The organism is Nocardia sp. bgisy118 (assembly GCF_057708605.1).
The window spans coordinates 91,441-115,506 of record NZ_JBYISM010000034.1 but is presented as its reverse complement, the minus strand read 5'-3'; the positions used below and the strand labels follow the sequence as shown (position 1 = coordinate 115,506).

At 67.1% G+C, this 24,066-nt stretch carries 20 protein-coding genes and 2 pseudogenes; 10 read left to right on the top strand and 12 right to left on the bottom strand.

Annotated elements, in window-relative coordinates; all coding sequences use genetic code 11:
• Positions 1–626: AfsR/SARP family transcriptional regulator (locus AC3EO7_RS32260; protein WP_435593263.1), on the bottom strand; the 626-nt coding region annotated here is incomplete at its 3' end.
• A 151-nt stretch (positions 627–777) separates the two neighbouring features.
• Between AC3EO7_RS32260 and AC3EO7_RS32255 the strand changes: the two genes are divergently transcribed.
• Complete coding sequence (locus tag AC3EO7_RS32255) at positions 778–1,998, top strand: cytochrome P450 (RefSeq protein WP_435593262.1); 1,221 nt, start codon at positions 778–780, stop codon at positions 1,996–1,998.
• A 5-nt stretch (positions 1,999–2,003) separates the two neighbouring features.
• A complete protein-coding gene (locus AC3EO7_RS32250) occupies positions 2,004–2,198 on the top strand; it encodes a ferredoxin (RefSeq protein WP_431965764.1) in 195 nt (64 codons plus the stop codon).
• A gap of 200 nt (positions 2,199–2,398) precedes the next feature.
• Here the strand turns inward: AC3EO7_RS32250 and AC3EO7_RS32245 are convergent, their stop codons facing one another.
• The 4 genes from AC3EO7_RS32245 to sigJ all read right to left on the bottom strand — a co-directional run bounded on the left by AC3EO7_RS32245 (position 2,399) and on the right by sigJ (position 5,998).
• Positions 2,399–2,992 carry a GNAT family N-acetyltransferase gene (locus AC3EO7_RS32245; protein WP_435593261.1) on the bottom strand — a complete coding sequence of 198 codons (594 nt, stop codon included), beginning with the start codon at positions 2,990–2,992 and terminating at the stop codon, positions 2,399–2,401.
• Positions 2,993–3,079: 87 nt separating this feature from the next.
• Entirely contained in the window at positions 3,080–3,478 is a 399-nt protein-coding gene (locus AC3EO7_RS32240; protein ID WP_435593267.1) for a GtrA family protein, read from the bottom strand.
• 309 nt (positions 3,479–3,787) lie between these two features.
• Positions 3,788–4,975, bottom strand: a complete 1,188-nt coding sequence (locus AC3EO7_RS32235) for an NAD(P)/FAD-dependent oxidoreductase (protein WP_435593260.1) — start codon at positions 4,973–4,975, stop codon at positions 3,788–3,790.
• Between the two features lie 81 nt (positions 4,976–5,056).
• Positions 5,057–5,998 carry an RNA polymerase sigma factor SigJ gene (sigJ, locus tag AC3EO7_RS32230; RefSeq protein ID WP_431965770.1) on the bottom strand — a complete coding sequence of 314 codons (942 nt, stop codon included), beginning with the start codon at positions 5,996–5,998 and terminating at the stop codon, positions 5,057–5,059.
• Between the two features lie 91 nt (positions 5,999–6,089).
• Here sigJ and AC3EO7_RS32225 point away from each other — a divergent pair.
• A pseudogene (locus AC3EO7_RS32225) lies at positions 6,090–6,233 on the top strand (helix-turn-helix domain-containing protein); the annotation flags it as partial.
• A 303-nt stretch (positions 6,234–6,536) separates the two neighbouring features.
• Positions 6,537–6,707, top strand: coding sequence for a hypothetical protein (locus AC3EO7_RS32220; protein WP_431965772.1), 171 nt, complete (start codon positions 6,537–6,539; stop codon positions 6,705–6,707).
• 485 nt (positions 6,708–7,192) lie between these two features.
• On the opposite strand, the gene AC3EO7_RS32215 is transcribed toward AC3EO7_RS32220, so the two are convergent.
• On the bottom strand, positions 7,193–7,918 hold the full coding sequence (locus AC3EO7_RS32215) for a TetR/AcrR family transcriptional regulator (protein WP_435593259.1): 726 nt from the start codon (positions 7,916–7,918) through the stop codon (positions 7,193–7,195).
• A gap of 153 nt (positions 7,919–8,071) precedes the next feature.
• Between AC3EO7_RS32215 and AC3EO7_RS32210 the strand changes: the two genes are divergently transcribed.
• On the top strand, positions 8,072–8,989 hold the full coding sequence (locus AC3EO7_RS32210) for an NAD-dependent epimerase/dehydratase family protein (RefSeq protein WP_435593258.1): 918 nt from the start codon (positions 8,072–8,074) through the stop codon (positions 8,987–8,989).
• 79 nt (positions 8,990–9,068) lie between these two features.
• Here AC3EO7_RS32210 and AC3EO7_RS32205 read toward each other — a convergent pair.
• Both AC3EO7_RS32205 and AC3EO7_RS32200 read right to left on the bottom strand, forming a co-directional pair.
• Positions 9,069–9,292 (bottom strand): annotated as a pseudogene (locus AC3EO7_RS32205) (glycosyltransferase family 39 protein); the annotation flags it as partial.
• A gap of 50 nt (positions 9,293–9,342) precedes the next feature.
• A complete protein-coding gene (locus AC3EO7_RS32200) occupies positions 9,343–10,797 on the bottom strand; it encodes a carotenoid oxygenase family protein (RefSeq protein WP_435593257.1) in 1,455 nt (484 codons plus the stop codon).
• 65 nt (positions 10,798–10,862) lie between these two features.
• On the opposite strand from AC3EO7_RS32200, the gene AC3EO7_RS32195 reads away from it, so the two are divergent.
• Both AC3EO7_RS32195 and AC3EO7_RS32190 read left to right on the top strand, forming a co-directional pair.
• A complete protein-coding gene (locus AC3EO7_RS32195; protein ID WP_435593256.1) occupies positions 10,863–11,558 on the top strand; it encodes a TetR/AcrR family transcriptional regulator in 696 nt (231 codons plus the stop codon).
• Positions 11,559–11,961: 403 nt separating this feature from the next.
• On the top strand, positions 11,962–12,933 hold the full coding sequence (locus AC3EO7_RS32190; protein ID WP_435593255.1) for an NAD(P)-dependent alcohol dehydrogenase: 972 nt from the start codon (positions 11,962–11,964) through the stop codon (positions 12,931–12,933).
• Here AC3EO7_RS32190 and AC3EO7_RS32185 read toward each other — a convergent pair.
• Complete coding sequence (locus AC3EO7_RS32185; RefSeq protein ID WP_431965782.1) at positions 12,923–13,879, bottom strand: phytoene/squalene synthase family protein; 957 nt, start codon at positions 13,877–13,879, stop codon at positions 12,923–12,925. The genes AC3EO7_RS32190 and AC3EO7_RS32185 overlap by 11 nt on opposite strands.
• Positions 13,880–13,891: 12 nt before the next feature.
• On the bottom strand, positions 13,892–14,083 hold the full coding sequence (locus tag AC3EO7_RS32180; protein ID WP_431965784.1) for a hypothetical protein: 192 nt from the start codon (positions 14,081–14,083) through the stop codon (positions 13,892–13,894).
• A 345-nt stretch (positions 14,084–14,428) separates the two neighbouring features.
• Here AC3EO7_RS32180 and AC3EO7_RS32175 point away from each other — a divergent pair, with 345 nt between their 5' ends.
• Entirely contained in the window at positions 14,429–15,919 is a 1,491-nt protein-coding gene (locus AC3EO7_RS32175) for an SDR family oxidoreductase (RefSeq protein WP_435593254.1), read from the top strand.
• Positions 15,920–16,061: 142 nt separating this feature from the next.
• The gene (locus AC3EO7_RS32170) at positions 16,062–16,907 is read left to right on the top strand and encodes an alpha/beta fold hydrolase (RefSeq protein ID WP_431965788.1); all 846 of its coding nucleotides are present in this window, start codon (positions 16,062–16,064) and stop codon (positions 16,905–16,907) included.
• A 163-nt stretch (positions 16,908–17,070) separates the two neighbouring features.
• On the opposite strand, the gene AC3EO7_RS32165 is transcribed toward AC3EO7_RS32170, so the two are convergent.
• A complete protein-coding gene (locus AC3EO7_RS32165) occupies positions 17,071–18,393 on the bottom strand; it encodes a phosphoribosyltransferase family protein (RefSeq protein ID WP_435593253.1) in 1,323 nt (440 codons plus the stop codon).
• Between the two features lie 224 nt (positions 18,394–18,617).
• On the opposite strand from AC3EO7_RS32165, the gene AC3EO7_RS32160 reads away from it, so the two are divergent.
• A complete protein-coding gene (locus tag AC3EO7_RS32160) occupies positions 18,618–20,024 on the top strand; it encodes a wax ester/triacylglycerol synthase domain-containing protein (protein ID WP_435593252.1) in 1,407 nt (468 codons plus the stop codon).
• A gap of 35 nt (positions 20,025–20,059) precedes the next feature.
• Here the strand turns inward: AC3EO7_RS32160 and otsB are convergent, their stop codons facing one another.
• Complete coding sequence (gene otsB, locus AC3EO7_RS32155) at positions 20,060–24,028, bottom strand: trehalose-phosphatase (RefSeq protein WP_435593251.1); 3,969 nt, start codon at positions 24,026–24,028, stop codon at positions 20,060–20,062.
• Between the last annotated feature and the right edge of the window lie 38 nt (positions 24,029–24,066).

The following is a 24,066-nucleotide window of genomic DNA, read 5'->3' as shown; positions in this document are numbered from 1 at the left end:
AGCAGCGCCTCGGTGCCGCGACCGGTCGCGACGAGGGCACGCATCAATGCGGCGACGAGCCGTTCTCGCACCGGATGCGCGGCCACCGAGTCGGTCAGTTCCGTGACCAGCTCCGCACCGTGGCCGAGGCTGATCTCGGCGTCGAACCGATCCTCCATGGCGGTCAGGCGTAGCCCCTCGAGACGGGTGACGACCACGTCGAACGCCGCACTGTCCTGCAGACCGACGTCCTGCATGGCCGCGCCGCGCCACAACGCGAGAGCCTCGCGCAGCCGCCGTACTCCCTGGGGACCCTCGTCATTGCGGGCCTGGGCGACGAGGCGTTCGAACCGCACGGCGTCGACGGCATCGGGTTCCACCCGCAGCCGATAGCCGTCGGTCTGTCCTTCGACCGTCCCTTCCGGCAGCGCCTTCCGTAGCCGGGAAACCAGGCGGTGCAGCGCATTCGCCGCGTCGGAGGGCGGTTGTTCTCCCCAGATCCAGTCGATGAGCGTCGCTTTCGGGACCGCGTGACCTGGTTCGAGCGCGAGGGCGATCAACAGCCCGCGCAGCCGCGCGCCCGGCACGTCGGCGTAAACGCCGTCTGCCGTGCGTATCTCGAATGGTCCAAGTATCCCGATCTGCACCTGGCTGATCTTGCCATGGGCGGTCTGCGGGCCTGTGCCGCTGACGTGGTGCGGAAGCCGCCCGTGCGCTGGTCGGTGTCAGAGCCGTGACAGTCGCGTGTCAGGTCCGTCGGCGAGTGTTGCCACAACAACCGCCACGAAAGGAAATCCGATGAGTCAGACGGTTCCCATCCCGCACGGCCTTCCCATGGAGCGCGATGCGGGCCCCTTCGACCCGCCCCGCGACATCACCCGGCTGCGCGAGGCTCGCCCGGTCAGTCCCCTGGTCTTCCCCGATGGGCACGAGGGCTGGCTCGTCACCGGCTACGACGCGGTCCGCCAGCTCATGGCCGACACCCGGTTCAGCTCCCGCCAGGACATCGGCATCGTCCACATCCCGTACGAGACCCCCGGCATGCCCGCGGCAACCGAACCGTCCCCACAGATTCCGGGTCTGTTCATCGCCATGGACCCGCCGGACCACACCCGGCTGCGGCGCATGCTCACCGGCGCCTTCACCGTCAAACGCATGAAGCAGCTCGAAGAGCACATCATCGACATCGCCGAGCGGCAACTGGCGGAGATGGCACGCCTGACCCCGCCGGTCGACCTCGTCAAGGAGTTCGCCCTGCCGGTGCCCTCGCTGGTGATCTGCGAAATGCTCGGTGTCCCTTACGAGGACCGGGAGACCTTCCAGACCAACTCCGCCCAGTTCTTGGTCAAGGACCAGTCGCTCGACGAGAAGATGGCCGTGTACGGCGCGATGACCACATATCTCGCCGAACTGGTCACGCGCAAACGCGCCGAACCCGGCGACGACCTCCTGTCCGACCTGGCCCGCCAGGACGACCTCAGCATCGAGGAACTGATCGGCATCGCCTTCCTGCTGCTGCTCGCCGGCCACGAGACCACCGCAAACATGCTGGCGCTCGGCACTTTCGCGCTCCTCGAGCATCCCGAGCAGCTGGCCGCACTGCGCGCCGACCCCGATCTGGTCCCCGATGCCGTCGAGGAACTCCTGCGCTACCTGTCCGTTGCCGACATCTTCTATCGCTACGCCACGGAGGACATCGAACTCGGCGGCGAACTGATCGGCAAGGGATCGACCGTTGTCGTCTCACTGCTGGCCGCGAACCGCGACCCCCGGCGCTTCGACAACCCCGACACCCTGGACATCCGCCGCGAGGCCCGCGGTCGTCTGGCCTTCGGCCACGGCATCCATACCTGCCTCGGCCAGCAACTGGCCCGGATCGAGATGCGCGCCGGGTTCGAGGGGCTGCTGCGTCGCTTCCCGACCCTCGAGCTCGCCATCCCCGCCGACGAGGTGAAACTCAGGACCGACATGAACATCTACGGCGTCCACGAGCTGCCGGTCACCTGGACGAGGAAGTGACCGGGATGCGAATCTCCGCGGATCGGGAGCGCTGCATCGGCGCGGGCATGTGCGCCCTTGTCGCACCGGAGGTCTTCGATCAGGACGAGGGCGACGGCCGGGTGCGGTTGTTCGCCCCGAGACCACAGGGCGGTCACGCAGCGGTGCGGGAGGCCGTGGATGCTTGCCCGTCCGGGGCACTGGAAATCGACGAGTCCTGAGACCGGAGCCTGATACCGTCCGCGATCACCTGCCGGGACGCACGTGTCCCGCAGGTGGATCCGGGGACCGCTGGTGCGTTGCCGACACAGCACCCAGCCTCGTGACCGATTCGCCGTGCCGACAAGGAAAACCGCTGTTCGGCACAGGTCTGTACTCGCCGACCCGGAGGGGAACGAATTCTGCCTGCTCCGGGCCCGTGTCACGGCGGTGGAGAGCCACCCGAACCCTGCTTGATCCAAAACATCCCGCGACCGGACTCTGCGGGAGCGCGCTTTTCGCGAGGCTCGATCCGATCGAGACGATAACCGAGCCGGCGAGCGACCGCAGCGCTGCGAAGGTTCGCTTCATCGCAATGGATCTCGACCTGGTCGACACCGGGCAAAGTCAGTGCGATGCGGGTCAACTCAGCCGCGCTACGGGTCACCACACCACGACCGGTGTGCTCGACATGGCACCAGTAACCGATCTCGACCGCTGGAGGACCGAGGCCGTCGAGCAGGCCGATCCCGCCGAGCAGCCTGCCATCGCCGTCGAAGATGCCGTAATGGAAGCCTCGATCGGCAGTAGGCCAGCTCTCGGCGACCGCCGCACCGAATGCGCGTTGCCGCTCCAGCGTGGTCGGCTCGGCAAGCCAGTCCATCCAGGGATGGATGTGTTCATAGGACGCTGTGATCGCATCGAACTGTGGCACCAGGTCCTCCGGCAGCCATCGTCGTATCAGCAGATCTCCCAACTCGATCCGCTCCGGCGGACCGACGCCCGGTGCGAGTGCAGGCAGCAGTTCGACATCCATGCAGGCATCGTGGCAGCCCAACTGGTCCGCCAGTGTCTCGTCCCCCAACGAGGTTGACGCCAAACCTGATTCGAAATGGGCGAACTTTCAGAAGACGAAGCCGCGCAGTACCAGGAACCGCACACCGCCGCACACCGCCATGACGGCGATCACGGCGCCCGCCTGTGCGATCTCGCCGAGGCCGGGCGCCAGGAACTCCAGTCCGGCCAGCGCCGCCGTGCTGATCAGAAGGCCGATCAGCGCCAGCCCGCCGCCTTCCCACTGTGCGGTGAACCAACCGACCCGTCCGGCCGCGCGAAAGGTGAGCCGCCGGTGCAGTTCGTTCGCGATCACCGTGCTGACGATCGAGCCTGCGATATTGGCGACCAGCGGGCTGATCCCGTTCGTGGCCATGAACAGCAGGACATAGGCGACGTTGCTGGAGCCGCCGACCAGGGCGAACCGGATCAACTGGGCGAAGGCGTGGTCGCCGCGCAAGTACCGCATCACGCGGGCGAGTCGGTCGAGCCATTCCGTGCGCAGGCTCGGGTAGGGGCCAGCACCGATGTTCTGAGCGATGCCATCGAGGATCATCTTGTCCCCGTATGCCTTCCGGAGCCCATAAGCCGCAATTGCTGTGCTGTTCACAGGAATACTGTCGCCAGCCCGGCTTACACCGAGCTGACGTCGGCCTGACAGTCCACTTACACGATGTTCGGCCTGATCACAGCGGGCAAGCACCGGCTCGAAGCCATCGAGACCCGCCCCAGTTCGTTCCCGCTGGGGCGGACCTGCACCGGCTCCGCACCCGCGCGCTCAGACGGTCGCGACCGGAGCCGCCGCGCCGGTCTCGACCAGGCGGCGACGCCGGCTTGGCACCATCAGGGTCGGATGGTTGACGCTCCACACGGTGGCCTTGCAGATCAGCTCCTTCACGCGGGCGGCCTTGTGGCCCACGTCGACCTTCGAGGTCGGCTGATCCTCCTTGGTCACCTTCTGCACGATGGCATCGCGGCGGCCGAGGCTGATGCACTGGCTGTTGTAGCCGATCGGGGCATCGGGGACTTCACGTCCGGTCAGTCGGGCGGCAATGGCGTCGGCGCCCAGCCAGGCCATCGGGGAGGCGGTGGCGCAGCCCATGCGCAGCGTCTTGCCGCCCACTCCCGCGGCGTGCGCGGCGTCGCCGAAGGCGTACACGTCCGGGTGCGAGACCGAGCGCTGGGTGGCGTCGACGACGATCCGCCCGGCCTCGGAGACGGTGAGTGTGCTGGCGGCCGCGATCGGGTGCACGGCGAATCCCGCTGTCCAGATGGTCATTTGCGCGAGGATCTCCGCGCCCGATCGGGTGGCCACGCCCTCTTCGGTGACCCGGGTGACGTCGGCGTGCTCGTGGACGGTGATACCGAAGCGTTCGAACGCGCCGTGCAGGTGGCTCTGTGCCTTCTCGTCGAGCCAGTCGCCGACACCGCCGCGCGCGGCCATGGCGACCTTCAGATCCGGGCGCGCCTCCGCGATCTCGGTGGCGATCTCGATGCTGGTCAGGCCGCCACCCACGATCAGCACGGTCTCGTCCGCCCGCAGCTGGTTCAGGCGTTCCCGCAGCCGCAGCGCGGCCTGCTTGCTCGCCACCTGGTGGGCGTGCTCGACGACGCCGGGGACGCCGAAATCGGCGACGGTGCTGCCCAGGGAGTAGACGAGTGTGTCGTAGGCGAGGGTCTCGGCCCCCTGCTCGCCGATCAGTTCGACGGTCTTGCGGTCCGCGTCCACCGAATCGACCCATGCGATGCGCACCTGAACGCCGGTGCCCGCGAACATCTTCCGCAGTGGGCGGACCGGCAGGTCCTGCCCGGCGGCGAGCTGGTGCAGGCGCACCCGTTCGACGAAGTCGGGATCGGCGTTGACCAGGGCGATCTCGACGTCGTCGCGGTGCAGTCGCTTGGCCAGGCGGCCGGCGGCGATGGCTCCGGCGTACCCGGCTCCGAGGACGACGATGCGGTGCTTCATGGTGTTGCTCCTGTCTCGGTGGGTTCGGACCTTGAACCGGACAGCCTCACGAATGCTGACAGGAGCGGACTGTGATGTGGTTCACCATAGATCGGGCAGGGGCGCTCCCGGTGCGTACGTGGCCCACTGGCGGTTGGCGTGCGCCAGCTTGTCGGGATTGACGTGGGCGTGCACGGCGGCGATGCCGTCGGTGGTCACCTCCAGCACCACGACGCCGACGATCCGATCCTCGGCCGCCAGGACCAGCGCGGGCCTGCCATTGACGATCGCGGCGAACGGCGTGGGCTTGCCGCCGAGCTTGTCCCACTTGGTGCCCGAGGGTTTGATGGCGAGCCGCACGAACAGCGCGATGCGCTCGGCGCCGACGAGCGGCCTGTTCAAGGTGGCGAAGAAGGCGCCGCCGTCGCCGATGATGGCGGCGTCATCGGTAAGCAACCGCACCAGCTCGTCGGTCCGGCCGCTGACCGCCGCGGCCAGGAATTCCTCCACGATCCGGCGGGCGGCGGCCTCGTCCACCTCGATGCGCGCCCGTTCCACGGCCAAGTGCTGTTTGGCGCGGCGATAGACCTGCTGGCAATTGGATTCGGTGATGTCGAGCAGGTCGGCTATCTCGTGGTGCGGATAGCCGAAGGCCTCGCGCAGCACGTACACCACGCGCTCCTTGGCGGTGAGCCGCTCCATGAGCGTGAGCATGGCGATCGACACCGATTCACGCTGTTCGACGGTGTCGGCCGGGCCCAGCATCGGGCCACCGGCCAACACCGGCTCCGGAAGCCATTGCCCCACATAGGTTTCCCGGCGCGCTCGGGCCGAGGTGAGCTGGTTGAGGCAGAGATTGGTGAGCACCTTGGTCAGCCACGCCTCGGGGGTCTCCACGTACTCGCGGTCGGCGGCCTGCCAACGTAGATACGTCTCCTGCACCGCGTCCTCGGCGTCGCTGGCCGAGCCCAGCAGGCGGTAGGCGATCGCCTCCAGGCGGCCCCTGGAGCTTTCGAACAGATCGGCCTCGCGCGTGAGCAACATGTCAGCCATGGTCGGCCATGCGCACCGGTCGCGTCCAGCCGTACCGGACCTTCGCATCCGCGCGAGAACAAGGCTTGCTCGGAGTGCACTCACCCGGATGGCAGATCGGCTCTACACCCACCGCGGCACGGTCGTGCGTCGCCTGGCACGGGTCGACGAGCTACTGCCTCGACCCTTCGCGACCAACACAGTCGCGGTCGGCGCGACACTCGAGGTTCTCCGCTGGTCCAGGTGACACAAGTACGCAGACCTGACCACCTGCCGTCGCCCTTGCCTCTGGTCGGTTGCACCTCACGAAGCCGCCGAGGGCGGTGGTCTAGGCGCGAGTGGGAGTCGGTTCGCGGGCCGCTTGCCGGGCCGCGTCAACGTCGATATCGGCGCCCGGCCGCTGTTAAACGGATTAACACAAACTTTCGCCGATACTTTGTTAACTCCACAGGGCGACCGCACAGGGCTACCCGCGGGTAATGAGAACGTGTTCTGATGGGCCCCGTCCCGAACCTGGGACGCATCACATTGCACGACCAGAGGATGAAGTATGACCTCCAGAATTGCCCGCCCACTTGCCATCACCGCCCTAGCGCTGTCCGCAGGCGCTCTCAGCGCCGGCACCGCCGCCGCACACCCCATCGCCACTCCCACGTCGGGTTCGGTGGAAGTGTGCACCGGTATCCCGGTCGGCCAGATCGAGATCAGCTTCTGCCTGTAACCGCCTGGGTCCAGCTGAGCCAGCGGTAGTTGCGAAACCGTTCGTGGTGAAACCGCCCGCTCAATCGGTCCGGAATCGCCACCACCGCAGAGTGTTCGGACGCATCTCCGCCTGGGGCCGCACGACCCCAGGCGGAGACCGCGTCCGCGCCGAGCGCAACGGTTCGCGTCGAACAGCCCGCGTCGCGGATCGCGCGCTTCACCGCCCGGCGCACTCGATTCGCCTGCCGCAGCATGCCACCCGGGCACCCTCGGCCGCGAACGGCGGCGACGAGATCGTCGTCAATGGCAGCGAGCGCTTCATCACCGACGCACCGGATTACGACCTGCCCATCACCTTCGCGCGACTGAACGCGACACCGGGAGTGAAGGGCATCGGCGCGGTGGTCGCCGAAAAGGGGAGGTTCCCACAGCCTTTGGACGTTTCCGTCGCCAAACTGCATGCCGCCGACATGGGCCGCGACGTGTGCTGGAGGGTGGCTGGAGCTACATGGCCTGGGCGTTCGGCAGTCCGACGAGGTCGGCCATCAGGTTCATCTGGTGGTGGAAGTAGTCGGCCCGGGCTTCGATGGTGCCTTCGAGGCGGCCGAAGATCTCGAAGCTGACGAGGCCGAAAAGCTGTGTCCAGGCGGCGAATACACGGCCGAGTGTGTCCTCGGGGAGGTCGGTGGTGAGTTCTTCGGCCTGTGCTCGTTGGTCGATCAGCGCACGGAGATCCGCGCGGACGGGTGCGGGGAGCAGTGTTGGCACTGACGGGGGGTCGATGCGTCCCGCAGCCGTCGCAGCGATCGCTATGTCGGAAAGCAGGAGGACGACGGTCGAGGCTGGGCGGATGGTGTCTTGCGGGGCGTTGTATCCAGGGACCGGGCTGCCGTAGAGCAGGCCGTATTCGGTCGGGTGGGCCAGCGCCCAGTCGCGAACAGCGGTGCAGACGGCGATCCATCGGCCCCGGTAATCACCCTCCGGCACTGCCGCCGCAGCGGAAGTGGCTGCCGCGCCGAGGGATTCGTAGCCTTCCAGGATCAGCGCGGTCAGCAGGTCGTCGCGGCTGGGGAAGTACCGGTAGAGCGCCGAAGCGACGATGCCCATATCGCGCGCGACCCCGCGCAGCGAGAGAGTGGCCCCGTCCACCGCCAGTCGGCGGCGCGCGACGGCCTTGATCTCCTCGATCATTTCCGTGCGAACACGGGCTCGTAGCGAAGGGGCGGACATACCGCCAGTGTAGAGAACGCGTGGCCAAAAAGAGAACAGTAGGCCGTTTCGAGAACACTGTTCTTGACAGCCTTCGACCTCGGCATCTAGCGTGAAAGCGTCGCGAGAACGCTGTTCTCGAAACGGAACACTTGAACAGGATCGAGGACCACCATGTCCCTGCACGTCGTCGTCGGAGCCGGCCCCGTCGGATCGGCCGCCGCACTCCTGCTGGCCGAGCGGGGCGACGATGTTCGCCTGCTCACCCGCAGCGGATCGGGACCCGAGCATCCGCGCATCGCACGCATCCGGGTCGATGCCACCGACGCCGCGAACCTCACCGCCCAGTGCGCGGGAGCGACCGCACTGCATCACTGCGCCGGGCTCGAATACGCCCGGTGGGCCACCGGCTACCCGCCGCTCATCCACGCCGCGATCGACGCGGCCGAAGCCTCCGGCGCGCTCCTGCTCACCGTCGGAAACCTCTACGGCTACGGCGAATTCGACGGCCCGGTCGACGAATCCCACCCCCTGCGCCCCAACTCCACCAAGGGGCGGATCCGCGCCGATCTCTGGAACGAAGCCCTGACCGCGCATCGCGACGGCCGCATTCGCACCGCGGAAGTCCGCGGATCCGACTACCTGGGAGCCGGAGCCAACTCGACTTTCACCGCCGTGGTCCTGCCCGCCGCCATCGCAGGCAAGACCGCACTGTTCCCCGGCGATCCCGACGCTCCGCACAGCTGGACAGCCATCCACGACGTGGCACGCACCCTCCTCGCGGTGGCCGATGACGAAACATCCTGGGGCAGAGCATGGCACGCGCCCACCGCCGCTCCCCTGTCGGTCCGCGCCCTCGCCGATCTGACGGCCACGCTCGCGGGCGCGTCCCCGGCACGAGTCCGCCGCATGCCATCGGCAATGCTGCGGGCCGCCGGCCTGTTCAACGCCGACGCCCGTGAAATACGCGAGTTGCGCTACCAGTTCGATCGCCCGTTCGTGGTCGACTCCACGGCCGCGACCGAGAAATTCGGTATCGAACCAACACCGACCCGAGCGGCGCTGCAAGCCACACTCGAGGTGCGCCCGTGACCGACGGTCTCCTTACTCATTTCGCCGGGATGGCAACAGTCCCAGAGGTCCGCACCTCGTAAAGCCGATGCACGCAACGGTTCACAGCTTCTTCGGCGCAGTACCCGGCGACCACCATCAGGAACGTCAACAGCGCATCGGGGTTGTCGTACCGGAACATCAGCGCCGCGACGGGCGTGCCAGCCAACGCGACCCCGGCGATCAACCCCGCCGCCGGGGTCGCTGCACCGCGGCATACACCAAAGCCACCGAGCCGATGCCCATCAGCGCTTGCGACAGCATCACCGACCACCCACTGAATCCGACTGGCAACAAGCTGGGAGCGCCCTCTCCTCACCGATCCGGGTGGGGCATCAGGTCGCTGTGATACTGGCGGTCGGAACCCAGTTCCCGTGGAAGCTGGCCGGAACGCGATGTGGCAACGGAATATTCGCGATCGTCTCCAGCGTCCCGGCGTCGAGGATCGCCAACTCGCTGCGGTCGGCGGGGAGATCGGTGACATACCCCATCAGAACGCCATCGTCTTCACCGGAATCGGCGGCAGCAGGCTGGAAGACGAACTCCCCCACGACCTTTCCCGCACCGAATGATCGGGTGCGCGACGTCCTCGCGTCGAGGTCGTGCTTCAGCAATACCGGGCTTCCTCCCAAACCTGTCCCGACCGCGGACGCGTACCCGTACCGATGCCGCCTACCGACCAGGCGTTCGTCGACGCGCGGGAACTCCTGCGCCCGATCGTCGAGCCGCGACTCGCGGACCCGCCCTCCCGCCAGGTCCACGACCCAGCGATCCAGCGTGGGCGGCCCTTCCCACGGGCCTGCGGTATTCCGGTCGAACATCTTCGGATGACGCACGACATCGAGCACGACGGTTTCGCCGTCGTCGTAGGCGTTCATCGGGTGGAAGACGTAGCAAGGCTCGATATCGAACCAGCGGACATCGGCATTGTCGCCGTCTCGGGGCATCACGCCGATGCGGGCCGGATAGCGCGGATCCCAGCTGAACGGAAGCCGATGATCCCGGCGAACCCTGGTCACCTGCGCGGCATCGGCGGGAGCAGGTATCCGGACGCGCCCGATCAGGGCGGACAGCAGCAGACGCGCCGGTAGCCGCAACCCGCGCGGTACCGCCATCGCGGCGAACCGGCGAATGTCCAAGGTGACCGGCAAATCGTAGAAGACCACGTATTTTTCGGTGAGCGAGAAGTCGTGCATCATCGGATTGCCGCCGACTTCGATATCGATGGCGCGCCGGGCCCTGCCATCGACGCCGATGACCGAGTACTGCACGGTGTTGCGCCGACCGAAGGCGTAGGACACCGCGTGCAGCTCGCCGGTGACCGGGTCGCGTTTGGGATGTGCGGTGTAGCCACCGGTGAGGGTCCCGTCGAAGTCACACACCCCGATCGTGTCCAGTTCCTCGGTGAGCTCGTAGTTCTTGATACCCCCTTCGACCAGCGCCAAAGTGCGGCCCGCATGCCCGATTACGTTCGTGTTGGCCCCCATTCCCAACGCTCCGGGAAGTCCGGCGATCGGCGGTTCACCCAATGCCGCGACGGTCGCCGCGCCTCGCACCCAACGGTTGCGATACCACTCCGCCTTGCCGTCGCGGATCCGGATACCGTGCACCATCCCGTCACCCGAGAACCAGTGATAGAGAGCGGGTTCGATCTCCCCCACGGGATTCGGGCCGTTGCGGAGATAGCGGCCGTCCAGATAGCCGGGAATCGTGCCGGTGACCGGCAGATCGGTGAGCGTGTATTCGTGCCGCAGCGGGGCGAACTCGCCCTCGAGATAGCGATTACCCATATGGCCCCCAAGTCCATAACAGCGTTATGACCGTAGAATAACGTCGTTATGGAGCAACGGCAACAGTGACCTCAGGACAAGGACAGCCCGCCCAGAGCCCGCGAGCGCGACTGATCGAGGCAAGCATCCGGTTACTGGAAGAGGTGGGACCGGAGGCGTTGCGGGCGCGCACAGTCGCCGCCGAGATCGGTGCGTCCACGATGGCCGTGTACACGCATTTCGGCGGCATGAACGAACTGCTCGACGCCGTCGCGGCGGAGGCATTCGCACGCTTCGGCGCCGCACTCGCCGTTCCCGAGACGAACGATCCGGTCGCCGACTTCTTCGCGGCGGGCAACGCGTACCGCAGCTACGCACTCGCCAATCCGCAGCGCTACCGGCTGATGTTCGGGCTGGTCTCCCCGCAGACCACCCGCCCGGCGGCCGGGAACCTCAGCGCCACCGGCACGCCCGCCGAATCCGCCGTCGAAGCAACGTCTTTCAACCAGATGATGCACGTCGTCGAGCGGATGATCGAGGCCGGTCGCATCCGCGCGGACCCGGTCGCCGATGTCGCGGGACGGCTCTGGAGTTTGGTGCACGGCGTGGTCCTGCTCGAAATCACCGGCTACCTCGGACACGAAGGGCACGCCGCCACCAATATCCTCGGCCCCGCGACCGTGGACCTGCTCGTCGGCATGGGTGACGAACGGAGCCGAATCGAGCAGTCGAGGGCCTACGCGGCAGATCGGCTCGCCGAGCAGGCACCGGGCAGCTCGTAGCCGCTGCCGCGCGTCCGGCGGACAGGCGCCGGACGGCCTCGTGCTGCACCGCGGTGAGTTCGGCGTCCGGCAACGGCGGCATCCGATCGGCTCGGCCGGGTGCGGACGCGAGGGATTCGCTCATCGATACCTGCTTCAGTCGGTTCGCATTCGGGCCGGGCCGGAGCGTGGGCCGCCGGGCGAGTGCAGGAGCGAACTCGCCCGGCGGCGGCAGAGTGCAGCGATCGACGATCTTGGGGCTGCTGTCCTTGGCGGTGTGCTCGGCCAACACGACGACCCGCCCCGCATCGCAATCCGGTCGAGCACTGAAATCAGTGCTCGTCTCAGGGGCTTCCCCGATGTCCGGCCCTGGCGTGTCGATCTACGGTTTCGGCACCAACGGGTAGCGCGAATGGAGAACCCAGTGAAAGCGATCATGCAGGACCGGTACGGATCACCGGAGGCTCTCGAGTTCGGCGAGATCGCCGTCCCGGTGCCTGGTGACGACGAGGTTCTGGTCCGGGTGTACGCGGCCGCGGTCAACGCCCTCGACTGGCATGTGATGCGGGGAGATCCGTACCTGGCCCGGCCGATGATGGGACTGCGCGGGCCGCGGGCGAAGATCCGCGGCCGCGATTTCGCGGGCCGGGTGGAGTCCGTTGGGCGAAACGTGACGCGGTTCAAGGCCGGTGACGAGGTGTTCGGCGAGTCCGATGGCGCCTTCGCCGAGTACGTGGCCGCCCCGGAATCCGTGGTCGGGCACAAACCGGCTCGCCTGACGTTCGAGCAGGCGGCCGCGGTTCCCTTGGCGGGCAATACCGCACTCATGGGACTGCGTGACCTCGGCCAGGTCCAGCCGGGGCACCGGGTACTGATCAACGGTGCGTCCGGCGGCGTCGGCACGTTCGCCGTGCAGATCGCCAAAGCCTCCGGCGCGCACGTGACCGGCGTGTGCAGCACCAAGAACATCGAGCAGACGCGGTCGCTCGGCGCGGACCAGGTCATCGACTACACCGAGGACGACTTCACCAGCGGCACAGTGCGTTACGACCTGATCTTCGACCTGGTCGGTAACCACTCGTTGTCCGATTTGCGGCGAGTGCTGACACCGGATGGAAGGCTCGTTCTGTCCGGCGGCGGTGTGTACCGCGGGGGTTCGGTTGTCGGGCCGATGGCGCTCATGGTGACGGGAATGGTGTTGGCGCGCTTCGCTCGCTGGGTGGACGTCCTCCAAGTAGTGCAGCGCGCCGACAATCTGACCGCGCTCGGCGAGCTGGCCGAAGCCGGGAAGCTCACACCGGTGATCGAACGGACTTACCCGCTCAGCGAGGCGGCGGCGGCCATCCACTACCTCGAAACCGAGCATGCGCGAGCGAAAGTCGTCATCACGGTCTGACGCAACCGCCGCACTGCTTGCTGCGCGCCACCCACGCGCGCAGCAGGCCCTCGGTACCCACTCGAACTCGCCGCCGGGTGCCGACGGTGGCGCGATGGCCGAACACTTCGAAATCGACGTCCTCGATGCGGTCGAGAATCTCGGAGTACAGCAGTAGCGCGGTCGCCACGCAGGGACGAGACCGCGGTACCAGCCGTTCGATGCCTCCACGCGCAAAGTCGTATATCTGCCTGGTGATTTCGTGCTGCGCGGCGAGTGCGCGGCGCACCCGGACATCCGCGCGGCCGTACCGGCGGCACCACACGAGCAGTTCCCGGTCCACGCCGTGAGCGGCCAGTTCGTCGGCGGGCAGATAAACGCGGTCGCGGGCTAGATCCTCGTCGATATCGCGCAGAAAGTTGGTGAGCTGAAACGCCTTTCCCAGCGCGGCCGCATACGGCGCCGCGTCCTGCTCCGATGCCGTCGTGCCCAGAATCGGCAGCAGTTGCAGACCGATCACTTCGGCCGATCCGTAGACGTAGCGATCCAATGTCACGCGATCGGGATAGTCGGTGACCGACAGATCCATTCGCATCGACGCGAGAAAGGAGTCGAAGAGATCTTCCGGTATGTGGTAACGGTCGGCGGTGTGCAGCACCGCGGCCAGCACCGGATCGCCGGCCGTATCACCCGCTGTGAATTTGGCTGCCAGACTGTCCAATTGGGATGCTCGCTCGGCGGTTCCGAGCCGTGGATCCAGATCGTCGAGAATGTCGTCCGCCCGGCGGGCGAAGCCGTAGAGCGCGTGCACGCCGGGTCGCTGGTCGGGAGCGAGCAACCGGGTGGCCAGAAAGAACGTCTTGCCGTGCCGGGCATTGAGCGCCCGGCAGTGTTCATACGAACGTCGTAGCGATCGATCGGTGATACCTGCCGCATCCAGTTCGACGCGGCCTGTGACAGTGCGCATCGTATGCCTCCTCTACCGCTGCCGCGCGGTGCACAGCATCGCCATCTGTTCCAGCGCCACCCGCTGCCCGATCCCGAACGAGCTTTCGCTGAGCGCGTCCGTGGCCGTTTCGACGCGATCGGCAATCATCGCCTCGACGTATGCGGGCGCGCCGGATGCGGCGATCAGCGCGCGGCAACGGTCGATCGCGGCGCGATCGACCACCGGGCGGCTCGTCGGTTCCGACAGTTCGCCAGAGCGGTCTCGTCCATCGTACCGCGAAAACGATGCATATTCGATTCAATCAGGCATCCCCTGTGGAAGCGCAGCTGGATCGCGACCACGGCGGCACGGCGGAACGGCACAACTCGATCGTGCTCGACAGTGTGTCGCGAGAATTGTCATCGCACCAACCCGCCCGCGCACGGCGGGCGACACCTAAGCGACACAGGCAGCCGAGCGGAAACGCACCGAGTCGGCGGGAACATCGGGACTCGCCGTTCAACACCTCTCGGGGTAGCGTCGAATTGATGCATAGACGATGCGTATATGAGGATGCGAGGTGCGGACATGCGATGCGTGGTGTTCGGAGCGAGCGGATACATCGGAGGCCGTCTGGTTCCGGAGCTTCTCCGAGCCGGTCACTCGGTACGCGTGGTCGCGCGTAGCCCGGGAAAGCTCGCCCACGCTCCCTGGCGGGATCGGGTCGAGATCATGCGCGGCGATGTCCTCAGCGATGAGGATGTCCGCGATGCCGTCGCAGAGCAGGAAGTGCTCTACTACCTCGTACATTCGCTCGACCGTGCGGATTTCGGAGAGATCGACCGTGCGGCCGCAGCTCGCGTCGCCGCTGCCGCCGCGACGGCAGGGGTGAGTCGCATCATCTACCTCGGCGGCATCACTCCCCCGGGACAACCGCTCTCGCGTCACCTGGCATCGCGCGCGGAAGTCGGACAGATCTTCCTGGCCTCGCCCGTCCCGACGCTGGTGCTGCGCGCGGGTGTAGTCATCGGGTCCGGCTCCGCGAGCTTCGAGATGCTTCGCTACCTCACCGAGCGGCTACCCGTCATGGTCACGCCCCGGTGGGTCCGGAACAGAGTTCAACCGATCGCTGTCCGCGACGTCCTCTATTACCTGGTACAGGGCGCGGAATTGGCGCCGGATCAGGTCGGCGCCTTCGATATCGGAGGCCCGGACGTCGTCACCTACGAGGAAATGATGAGGACGTATGCCGAACTGGCGCAGCTGCCTCGTCGTGTCGTCATCCCCGTACCTCTCCTGACGCCCTGGCTGTCTGGCCAGTGGGTCAACTTGGTGACACCGGTGCCACGCGCGATCGCGATTCCGTTGATGGAGTCGCTGATCAACGACGTCGCGTGTTCCGACCATGCCGTTTCACTGATCATCCCGGACCCGCCGGCCGGGCCGATACCGTTCCGCGAGGCGGTGACGCTGGCACTCACCAGAATTCGAGATCTCGACGTTCCGACCCGCTGGTCGGATGCCAGTCCACCGCAAACACCCTCGGATCCATTGCCGTCGGATCCCGATTGGTCGGGCGGCTCGCTGTACCGCGATCTCCGCGAACGACCGACTCACGCGGATCCCGACGTTCTGTGGTCGGTGATCGAATCGGTCGGCGGGGAACATGGCTGGTACTCGTTCCCGCTCGCGTGGGCACTTCGTGGGTGGCTGGATCGAATCGTCGGCGGTGTCGGTCTACGTCGGGGACGGCGACATCCACATACCCTCCGCCAGGGTGAGGCGCTCGATTGGTGGCGCGTCGAAACCCTCGAACGTCCACGGTTGCTGCGGCTGCGCGCGGAGATGCGCATTCCCGGACGGGCGTGGCTCGAACTATCCGTCACACCGACACCCACGGGCGGCGCGCTGTACCGCCAATGCGCGGTGTTCGAACCACGAGGACTGGCCGGACATGCGTACTGGCAGTCCGTCGCCCCCTTCCACGCGCTCGTGTTCGGCGGCATGGCACGCAACATCACGGCAAAGGCGGAAGTCACAAAACACGCTCCGCGATCGATCGCACCGCTGCCTGGCTAGCGATGCGCCAGGTTTTTGCTGGCAGCTGACCGAATATCGCCGCCGCTGACGTATCCACGTTGATTTAGCGACGATTTCGCATCACAACGTACTGCTTGCTGTATGTTTGCCATCGTCGTCCACAACTTTCGGGAGGTTTGTCATGATCGATGAGCGCGACCGATTCGCTGATCTGTCCGAGGTCAGGATGTGCTACCGCGACGAGGGTGATCCGTCGGGGAAACCGCTGCTGATGATCATGGGGCTCAGCTCGCAGCTGATCCACTGGCCCCAGGAAATCGTCGACCGCCTCGGCGAGCGCGGCTACCGGGTGATCCGTCCCGACAACCGCGACAGCGGTCTGACCGAGTGGAAGATCACGCCGCGCCAGTACTTCCTGAGGGCGATCGCGCGCGACTCCGTCGAGCTGCTCGATCATCTCGGCATCGAGCAGGCGCACGTCGTCGGCGCCTCGATGGGCGGGATGGTCGCCCAGCTACTCGCGATCGAGCACCCCGCGCGGGTGCTGTCGCTGTGTTCGATCATGAGCACCCCGCACATCAGCATCGGCATGGCCGATGGGGAGGTACTCCAAGAGCTGACCAAACCGCTGCCCTCGGATCGTGAGGAGGCGATCGAGCAGACCGTCGACCTCTACACCCTCATCGGCTCGAAGACCTACGCCGACAGGGAGCGCCGCCGCGCGCTCGCGACCCAGGCCTACGACCGCGCGCGCCACCCCGACGGCCCGGCACGCCAGGTGACCGCGGCCGTCATCGCTCCCGACCGCAGGAGGCGCCTCCAGCAGTTGCAGCTGCCCGCGCTGGTCATTCACGGCGCCGAGGATTCGCTCATCAAGATCGCCGGCGGCGAGGCCACCCACGCGGCGATCCCCGGATCGATCTACCTGCCCTTCCAGGCGATGGGCCACGACATCCCCGCGCCGCTGTTCGACGAAATCGTCGCGGCCATCGCCGACAACGCCGCCCGCCGCCCCGCGGTCGTCTAAGGCTCTCACCGCTCCTCCACGTTTTTGCCGGGTGGCCTCTGCCGGAGGCCACCCGGTGTCGTATTCGTGCGAACTGCCTTCTTCGCTCCGCCGGCGGAAGCTCGAGCAAGCGCACGGCCTCCAATGATCGGCGGCAACCAGGCCAGTAGGAACTGGCTGGTCATCAAGCGCCGGGCTCGGGCGACAGCCGGCCGACCAACCAGTCGCGGGCGAGTTCGGCGACCTGCTCCAGTGCGCCGGGTTCCATGAACAGATGTGTGGCGCCGGGCACTACCTCCAGCGCTGTCTCACACGACATCTCCTGCGCTGCGCGGCGGTTCAGCTCCAGCACGGCATGGTCGTCACCGCCGACGATCAGCAGTGTCGGTGCGCGCACCGCGGCCAGTGCCGGACCGGCGAGATCCGGTCGGCCGCCGCGCGATACCACCGCGGCGATCTGCACGTCGGGGGCGGCCGCCGCCCGCAACGCCGCGGCGGCACCGGTACTGGCTCCGAAGTATCCGATCCGCAGGCCGGCGGCCTCGTCTCGACCGGTCAGCCGGACGGTGGCTTCGATCAGTCGCCGCGACAGCAGCTCGACATCGAAAACCCGTGCCCGATAACCCTCTTCGTCCACGGTGAGCAGGTCGAACAGCAGCGTGCCCAGCCCGGATCGGTTCAGCACCTCGGCCACGTAGCGGTTGCGCGGGCTGTGACGGCTGCTGCCGCTGCCGTGGGCGAACACCACCATCCCGATCGGGTTCTCCGGAATGGTGAGATGCCCGGTCAGTTCGACCTCTCCGGCTCGGAAGCGCACCTCGTCGTCGCACAGGGGCGGATCGCTCGCAGAACCTGGTTGTAGCTCCCGCGGATGATCGGACGACCGGCGCAGCAGCTCGGTGACCTCGGTGTCGCGGACCTGGCCGAACCGCCGGTACCAAAAGCCGACGGCGCCGAACCGAGTCGGTGTGTGCAGGCATATCAGCTCGTCGGATTCGTCCTTCAGCATCGCCAGCGTGTCGCCGGGCGCGACCGGCACGGCCAGCACGACGCGGCGTGCACCGTGCGCCCGCGCCACCTGGCAGGCGGCCCGCGCTGTGGCACCGGTGGCGATGCCGTCGTCGACGACAATTACGGTGCGGCCCGCCAGCGGGACACGCGGGCGTGTGCGCCGCAGCAGTTCGACACGTCGCGCCAGTTCCTCGCGTTCGCGGCGCTCCACCGTCGCCATTTCCTCGGGCGTGAGCTTCGTGTGGGCGACGACGTTGTCGTTGATCACGAGGACGTCGTCCTCGCCGATCGCTCCGAAGGCGAGTTCCGGTTGATAGGGGACGCCGAGTTTGCGCACCACGATCGCATCCAGCGGCGCATCCAGAGCCTGAGCGATCTCGAAAGCGACGGGGACTCCGCCCCGCGGCAGGCCGACTACGACGGCATCCTCGCCGCGGAGGTATTCCAGCCGCCGCGCCAGCTGGCGTCCGGCGTCACGGCGGTCATCGAACAACATCGCAAAAACCTTCACGGATCCTCTCGACATGGACTTTCCCGTGCTACGTCAACGTACACGCGGCCTGGTAACTACCACTGTGCTCCCGCGTCGGGCGCTGCGGCAGGGGCCATCGACACCGGCAGCAGATGACCTATGCCCTTATCAGCGGAGCGAGCAGACTTGGTAGTACGGAACTACGACGAACACGAAGGCAACGGACGATGGGCCCCCGCGAATCTCACATGTCGCAATCGGACCTGTTCTCGTGGAAGATGGAGCGGGATCCGGTCCTGCGTTCGACGATCGTCTCGGTCCTGGTCCTCGATACCGATCCGGACTGGGATCGGCTGGTGCGCACGATCGAGCGTGGCACCCGTCTCGTGCCGAAGTTGCGGCATCGGCTGGTCATCGCGCCGTTCGGGTTGACTCCGCCGCGCTGGGCCCTCGATCCAGGTTTCGACCTGTCCTGGCACCTGCGACGGGCGGCGTTGCCGGCATCGGCGAACATGTCGACGGTCCTCGAATTCGCGCGCACCGAGGCGATGACGGCCTTCGATCCGGCCCGCCCGCTGTGGCGCATCACCCTGCTCAGCGGTTCGACGGGTGGCTGCGCGCTGGTGATGACAGTGCACCACAGCCTCACCGATGGCATCGGCGGCATTCAGATCGCCACGGCGCTGTTCGACGTCGATCGAGCCGAGACCGATCGCGGCCATCCGCCCGAGCCGCCGCGCGAGAGCGACGGTGTGCTGCGTGACATCGTGGCGTGGAATCGGTCGGTGGGTTCGGATCTTGTCCGCGGCGGGATCCGTACGACGCGGCAGATCGCATGGCGCGTCGTCGCGCATCCCGCGCGGGCGGCACGCGACGGCGTCACGCTCGCGGCCTCGCTGGCTCGCCTGGTCAAGCCCATTACCGCGACGATGTCGCCGGTGATGACCGAGCGCGGTCTGGGTCGTCGGCTGGCGGTGCTCGATGTGCCCGTCGAGCAGCTGCACCGCGCGGCGCGGGCCGCGGGTTGCACGATGAACGACGCTTTCCTGACCGCGGTGATCATCGGACTACGCATCTATCACTACCGGCACGGGGCGAAGATCGGTCGGCTGCGGCTGACCATGCCGATCAGTCTTCGCACCGCCGATGATCCGCTCGGCGGCAACCGGATCACTCTCGCGCGTTTCTCGTTGCCGGTCGACATCCTCGCTCCCGAGGAGTTGATGCGGGCCGTCAACGGCACGGTCGATGGTTGGCGACGCGAGCCGGCGATACCGCTGTCCGGCGCCGTCGCGGCGGCGTTCAACCGGCTGCCGGTCGCGATGGTCACCGGGATGCTCAAACACGTCGACTTCGTCGCCTCGAACGTCCCCGGTTCCCCGGTGCCTCTCTACCTCGCCGGGGCGCGGATCGATCGGATGTACGCCTTCAGCCCCACCATCGGCACGGCCGTCAACGTGACCTTGATGTCGCACGCGGGAACCTGCTACATCGGCGTCAACGCCGACTCCGCCGCGGTCCCCGACATCGCGAACCTGACCGATTGCCTAGCCACCGGATTCGCCACCGTGCTGGGTCTCGCAGACGCGCGCGACCGGGAAGCCGGTGCCGACGTCACGGCCGAACCCCTCGATCGGCACCGCTCCCATCGGTGACCGGATTCCACGCACCTGCCCGGCGACAGAGTCCGTCAGGTTCCTGGTTCCGGCGGCAGACGAAGCGTCTCCCCCGGCGCGAGGCGTGCGATCTCACCACGGCAGTCGATCTCGATCGGCGGTGACGCGCCGGGATCGGAGCTGATCTCGATGCTGTCGCCACTGACGCGCACGGTCAGGCGGTGGCCGCGATACACGATCGGGAACGACAGCGCACCGAGCGAGACGGGCCAGTGTGGACAGAAGATCAGCCGGTCGGAACGGATCTCCAACCCGGCGAAGCAGCGCTGCAACAGATCGATACTGCCCGCCATGGCGCCGAGGTGAATCCCCTCCGCGGTGGTGCCGCCCTGAATGTCGGCGACATCGGATTCGAGGACGAGGTCGAAGAATTCCACCGCGCGGTCGCGGTTGGCGCGCGCGAGCACCCACGCGTGCACCAGCGCGCTGAGCGTCGAGCCGTGCGAGGTGCGCGCCAGGTAGTAGTCGATGGTGCGTGGGATCATCTCGCCGGGCAGCTCGTATCCGAGGTGGGCAAGCAGGTCTCGCAATTCGTCGGCGGAGAGCAGGTAGAACAGCATCAGCACGTCGGCTTGTTTGGCCGCGCGGTAGCGGTTGACGTTGTCGCCCTCGGCTTCCAGGATGCGATCCAGCCGCTGAATGTCGCCGTAGCGCTGCCGGTAAAGGTCCCAATCCAGTTCGGCCAACTGCTCGTAGCCTTCGAACTGGCTGATGACGCCGTCGTGGAACGGGACGATCATGCGGCGGGCGACATCGTGCCAGTGCGGCGGTTCCGAAGGCGGCACGGATAGTGATTGCAGCAATTCGGTCCGCGTGCGCGGGGCGAGCAGGTCCAGAGCGTCTATCGCCCGCAGGATCACCCAGGCTGCCATGACATTGGTGTAAGCGTTGTTGTCGATGCCTGCCTCGGGCGCCTGCGGATACCCGGAATGGAATTCGTCGGGACCGATCACACCGCGGATCGTGTAGCGGTCGCGCGTGGCATCGTAGGTCGCCAGGCTCGCCCAGAATCGAGCGATCTCCACCAGCAGTTCGGCTCCGCAAGCGGTGAGGAATTCGAGGTCCCCGGTGGCCTGGTAGTACTGCCAAACGGTGTAGGCGATCGCGATTCCGCTGTGGTACGCGCGCCTGCTCGGATCCGGATTCCAATGTCCCGACAGCGGGTTCAGATGCATCCGCTGGCTTTCTTCGCGACCGTCGCTTCCCGACTGCCACGGGAACAACGCTCCGCTCAGCCCGGCCGCGGCGGCCGCCTGTCGCGCCATGGGCAGGCGGCGGTATCGGTAGCGCAGCAGCGCTTCGGTCACGGCGGGGAACCGCAGATTCAGCACCGGGAAGACGAACAGCTCGTCCCAGAACACATGCCCGCGATAGGCCTCACCGTGCAGACCGCGCGCCGGGACACCCACATCGAGATCGGTGCTGTTGGGTGAGACGGTTTGCACCAAGTGCAGCAGATGCAGCCGCAGGATCCGCACCGCGTGCTCGCGGCCGTCGAGATCGAAGCGCAACCGCCGCCACAGCTGCTCCCACGCATCGGCATGGCCCTCGCGCAGTTGCGCGTAACCACCGGTGGCGGCGAGCCAGCGGACGGCCGCATCGTCGGGTGCGGAGATCGCGCGGTCACGTCCGGTGAAGACCGTGACGATCTTCTCCAGCACGACCGAGGTACCGGCGTCGATTTCGACGGTCAGATCGTGTCCTACGAGGCCGTCGCGATCCACGAGTTCTCTTGCCGCACAAACTGTTTCGCGCAGCGAGGTGCGGGCCGCCATAGCCACCGAGACTTCGGACTGATTGGTGCGGACTGCCAGCAGTACCGAGTCCGGCGACAGCGGTCGCGTCCGTACCGCCGTGAGATGCTCGTCGGACAGGTCACGATAACGCGCGACCAGGCTGTTGCGGACATTGCCATCGATGGCCGATCGGATGATCAGCCGACCCGACCAATTCTCGGCGGCGATCGTTGTCTCCAGCGCGCCCACATGCGGACGATGCATGGCGACGAACCGTCTTTGGGTCACCGAGGTGATGCGCCCGGCGCTGTCACGGATCCGGAACCGGCGGATCAGCTCGGCGCGGCGCAGATCAAGTTGCTGGCGGTAGCACAGGATTTCGGTGGAATCGATGTCGAACCAGTCGCTGTCTTCGATTCGGAAGGTCACCGGCAGCCAGTTCGGCAGGTTCACCGAACTCTCGTTGTCGATCGTGTGCCCGGCGATCTCGTCGCGCAGCCGGTTGTAGACGCCTGCCACGTACATGCCGGGATAGTGGTGTTCTCCGGCTCGGGATTCCGGGGCGGCCCCGCGGACCGCGAGATAGCCGTTGCCGACGGTGCACAGTGCCTCACGCAGCTTCTCGCGCCCGGGGTCGTACCCGTCGAAGGTGAAGAGCCAGGCATCGGATGCTGCGGAATCCGCCGCGGCGCTCAACTGGCGGGCCAGACGGTCCAGGAAGACACCGACTGCCGCCGGGTCGGTCACGGCGAAGCGCGCCGCGGTGTGTCGATCGCCGTTCTCGCCGTGGCCCACCACGATGCCGAGTCCATCGGGTTCGACGGCGTCGAAGGCGTCTTCGTCGGTCAGATCGTCGCCGAGGTAGATCGGCAGCACCGGGACGGTGAGCTGCTCCAGAACCCACCGCAGCGCAGTACCCTTGTCCCAGTTCACATCCGGACGCAGCTCGGTGACCTTGCGCCCGGTGCTCACCCGCAAACCGGTCGCCCGCGCGATCTCGTGCACCGCCGCCACGACCGGACCGACATCGTCGAGGTCCGCACGGCGATGGTGGACAGCGACAGCGAATCGCTTGCGCTCCACCACAACTCCCGGGACCGAACGCACCCGTTCACGTAGTCGCTCCGCGGCCCGCTTCAGCGCCTGCTCGACCCCCGGCGCGGCGGCGTCGTGCACATGCCGGGTGCCGTCGGGAGCGAGCAACTCGAAGCCGTGGCTTCCGGCGTACCAGATCCCCTGCACCCCGACCCGGTCGCGGACATCCCTCAGATCGCGGCCGCTGACCACGGCGACCGGGCACAGCGCGGCGAGCTTCGCCAGCGCGTCGCCTGCCCCCTCGACCAGGGCCGCGGCCGCCGGATCGGCGACGATGTCGGACAGCGTCCCGTCGAAATCCAGGAGCACCGCGGGTGTTTCGGTGTCGAGCAGATCGACCAGACGCGTCCAGGACCGCAGCGCATCCGGCAGCTGCGAGATCCGCCGGAACCCGCCTCGCAGCGCCACCCGCGCCGCATCATCGATGACAGCATCGGCGCCACCGGCCCGCAGGCGTTCGGCATGCCCACCCCGATCGATGCCGATCACCAGCGCGAACCCACCCCGATGTCCGGCCGCCACCCCGGCCTCGGAATCCTCCACGACGACCGTCCGATCCGGCGCGGCCCCCAGCCGGTGCGCCGCCTCGACGAGCATCGCCGGATCCGGTTTCCCCGTCAGCCCGAGCTCCTCGGCGACGAGACCGTCGACCCGGACCTCGAACAAATCCCCGATCCCCGCGGCAGTGAGCACCGGAAGACAGTTGCGGCTGGCCGAGAAGATCGCGGCGCCGATGCCCGCCGCACGCAGCCTCCCGACCAGCGCGATCGTGGATTCGAAGACTCGAACCCCGTCGCGGGCGAGCCGGTCGTGGAAGATGCGGTCCTTGCGGTTGGCCAGCCCGCATACCGTCTCGGCTTCCCCGGAATCGGTCGTTTCACCCCAGGGCAACGAAATACCCCGTGAGGCAAGGAAATCGGCGACGCCGTCGTAGCGAGGCTTGCCGTCGACACAGCGCAGGTAGTCGCTGTCGGTGAACGCGGAAAGATCCTCACCTTCGGCCGGTGCACGACGGGCCATGAACGAGTCGAACAGTTGTGCCCAAGCCGCGGCGTGAATGGACGCGCTATCGGTGACGACCCCGTCCATATCGAAGATCACCGCGTCATAGCGGCGGGAATCGATCAGTACCGCGGAGTCGCTGCCGACCACCCTTTCAGCGTGAACCGATCGCCCCGGCGGCAGCAAGA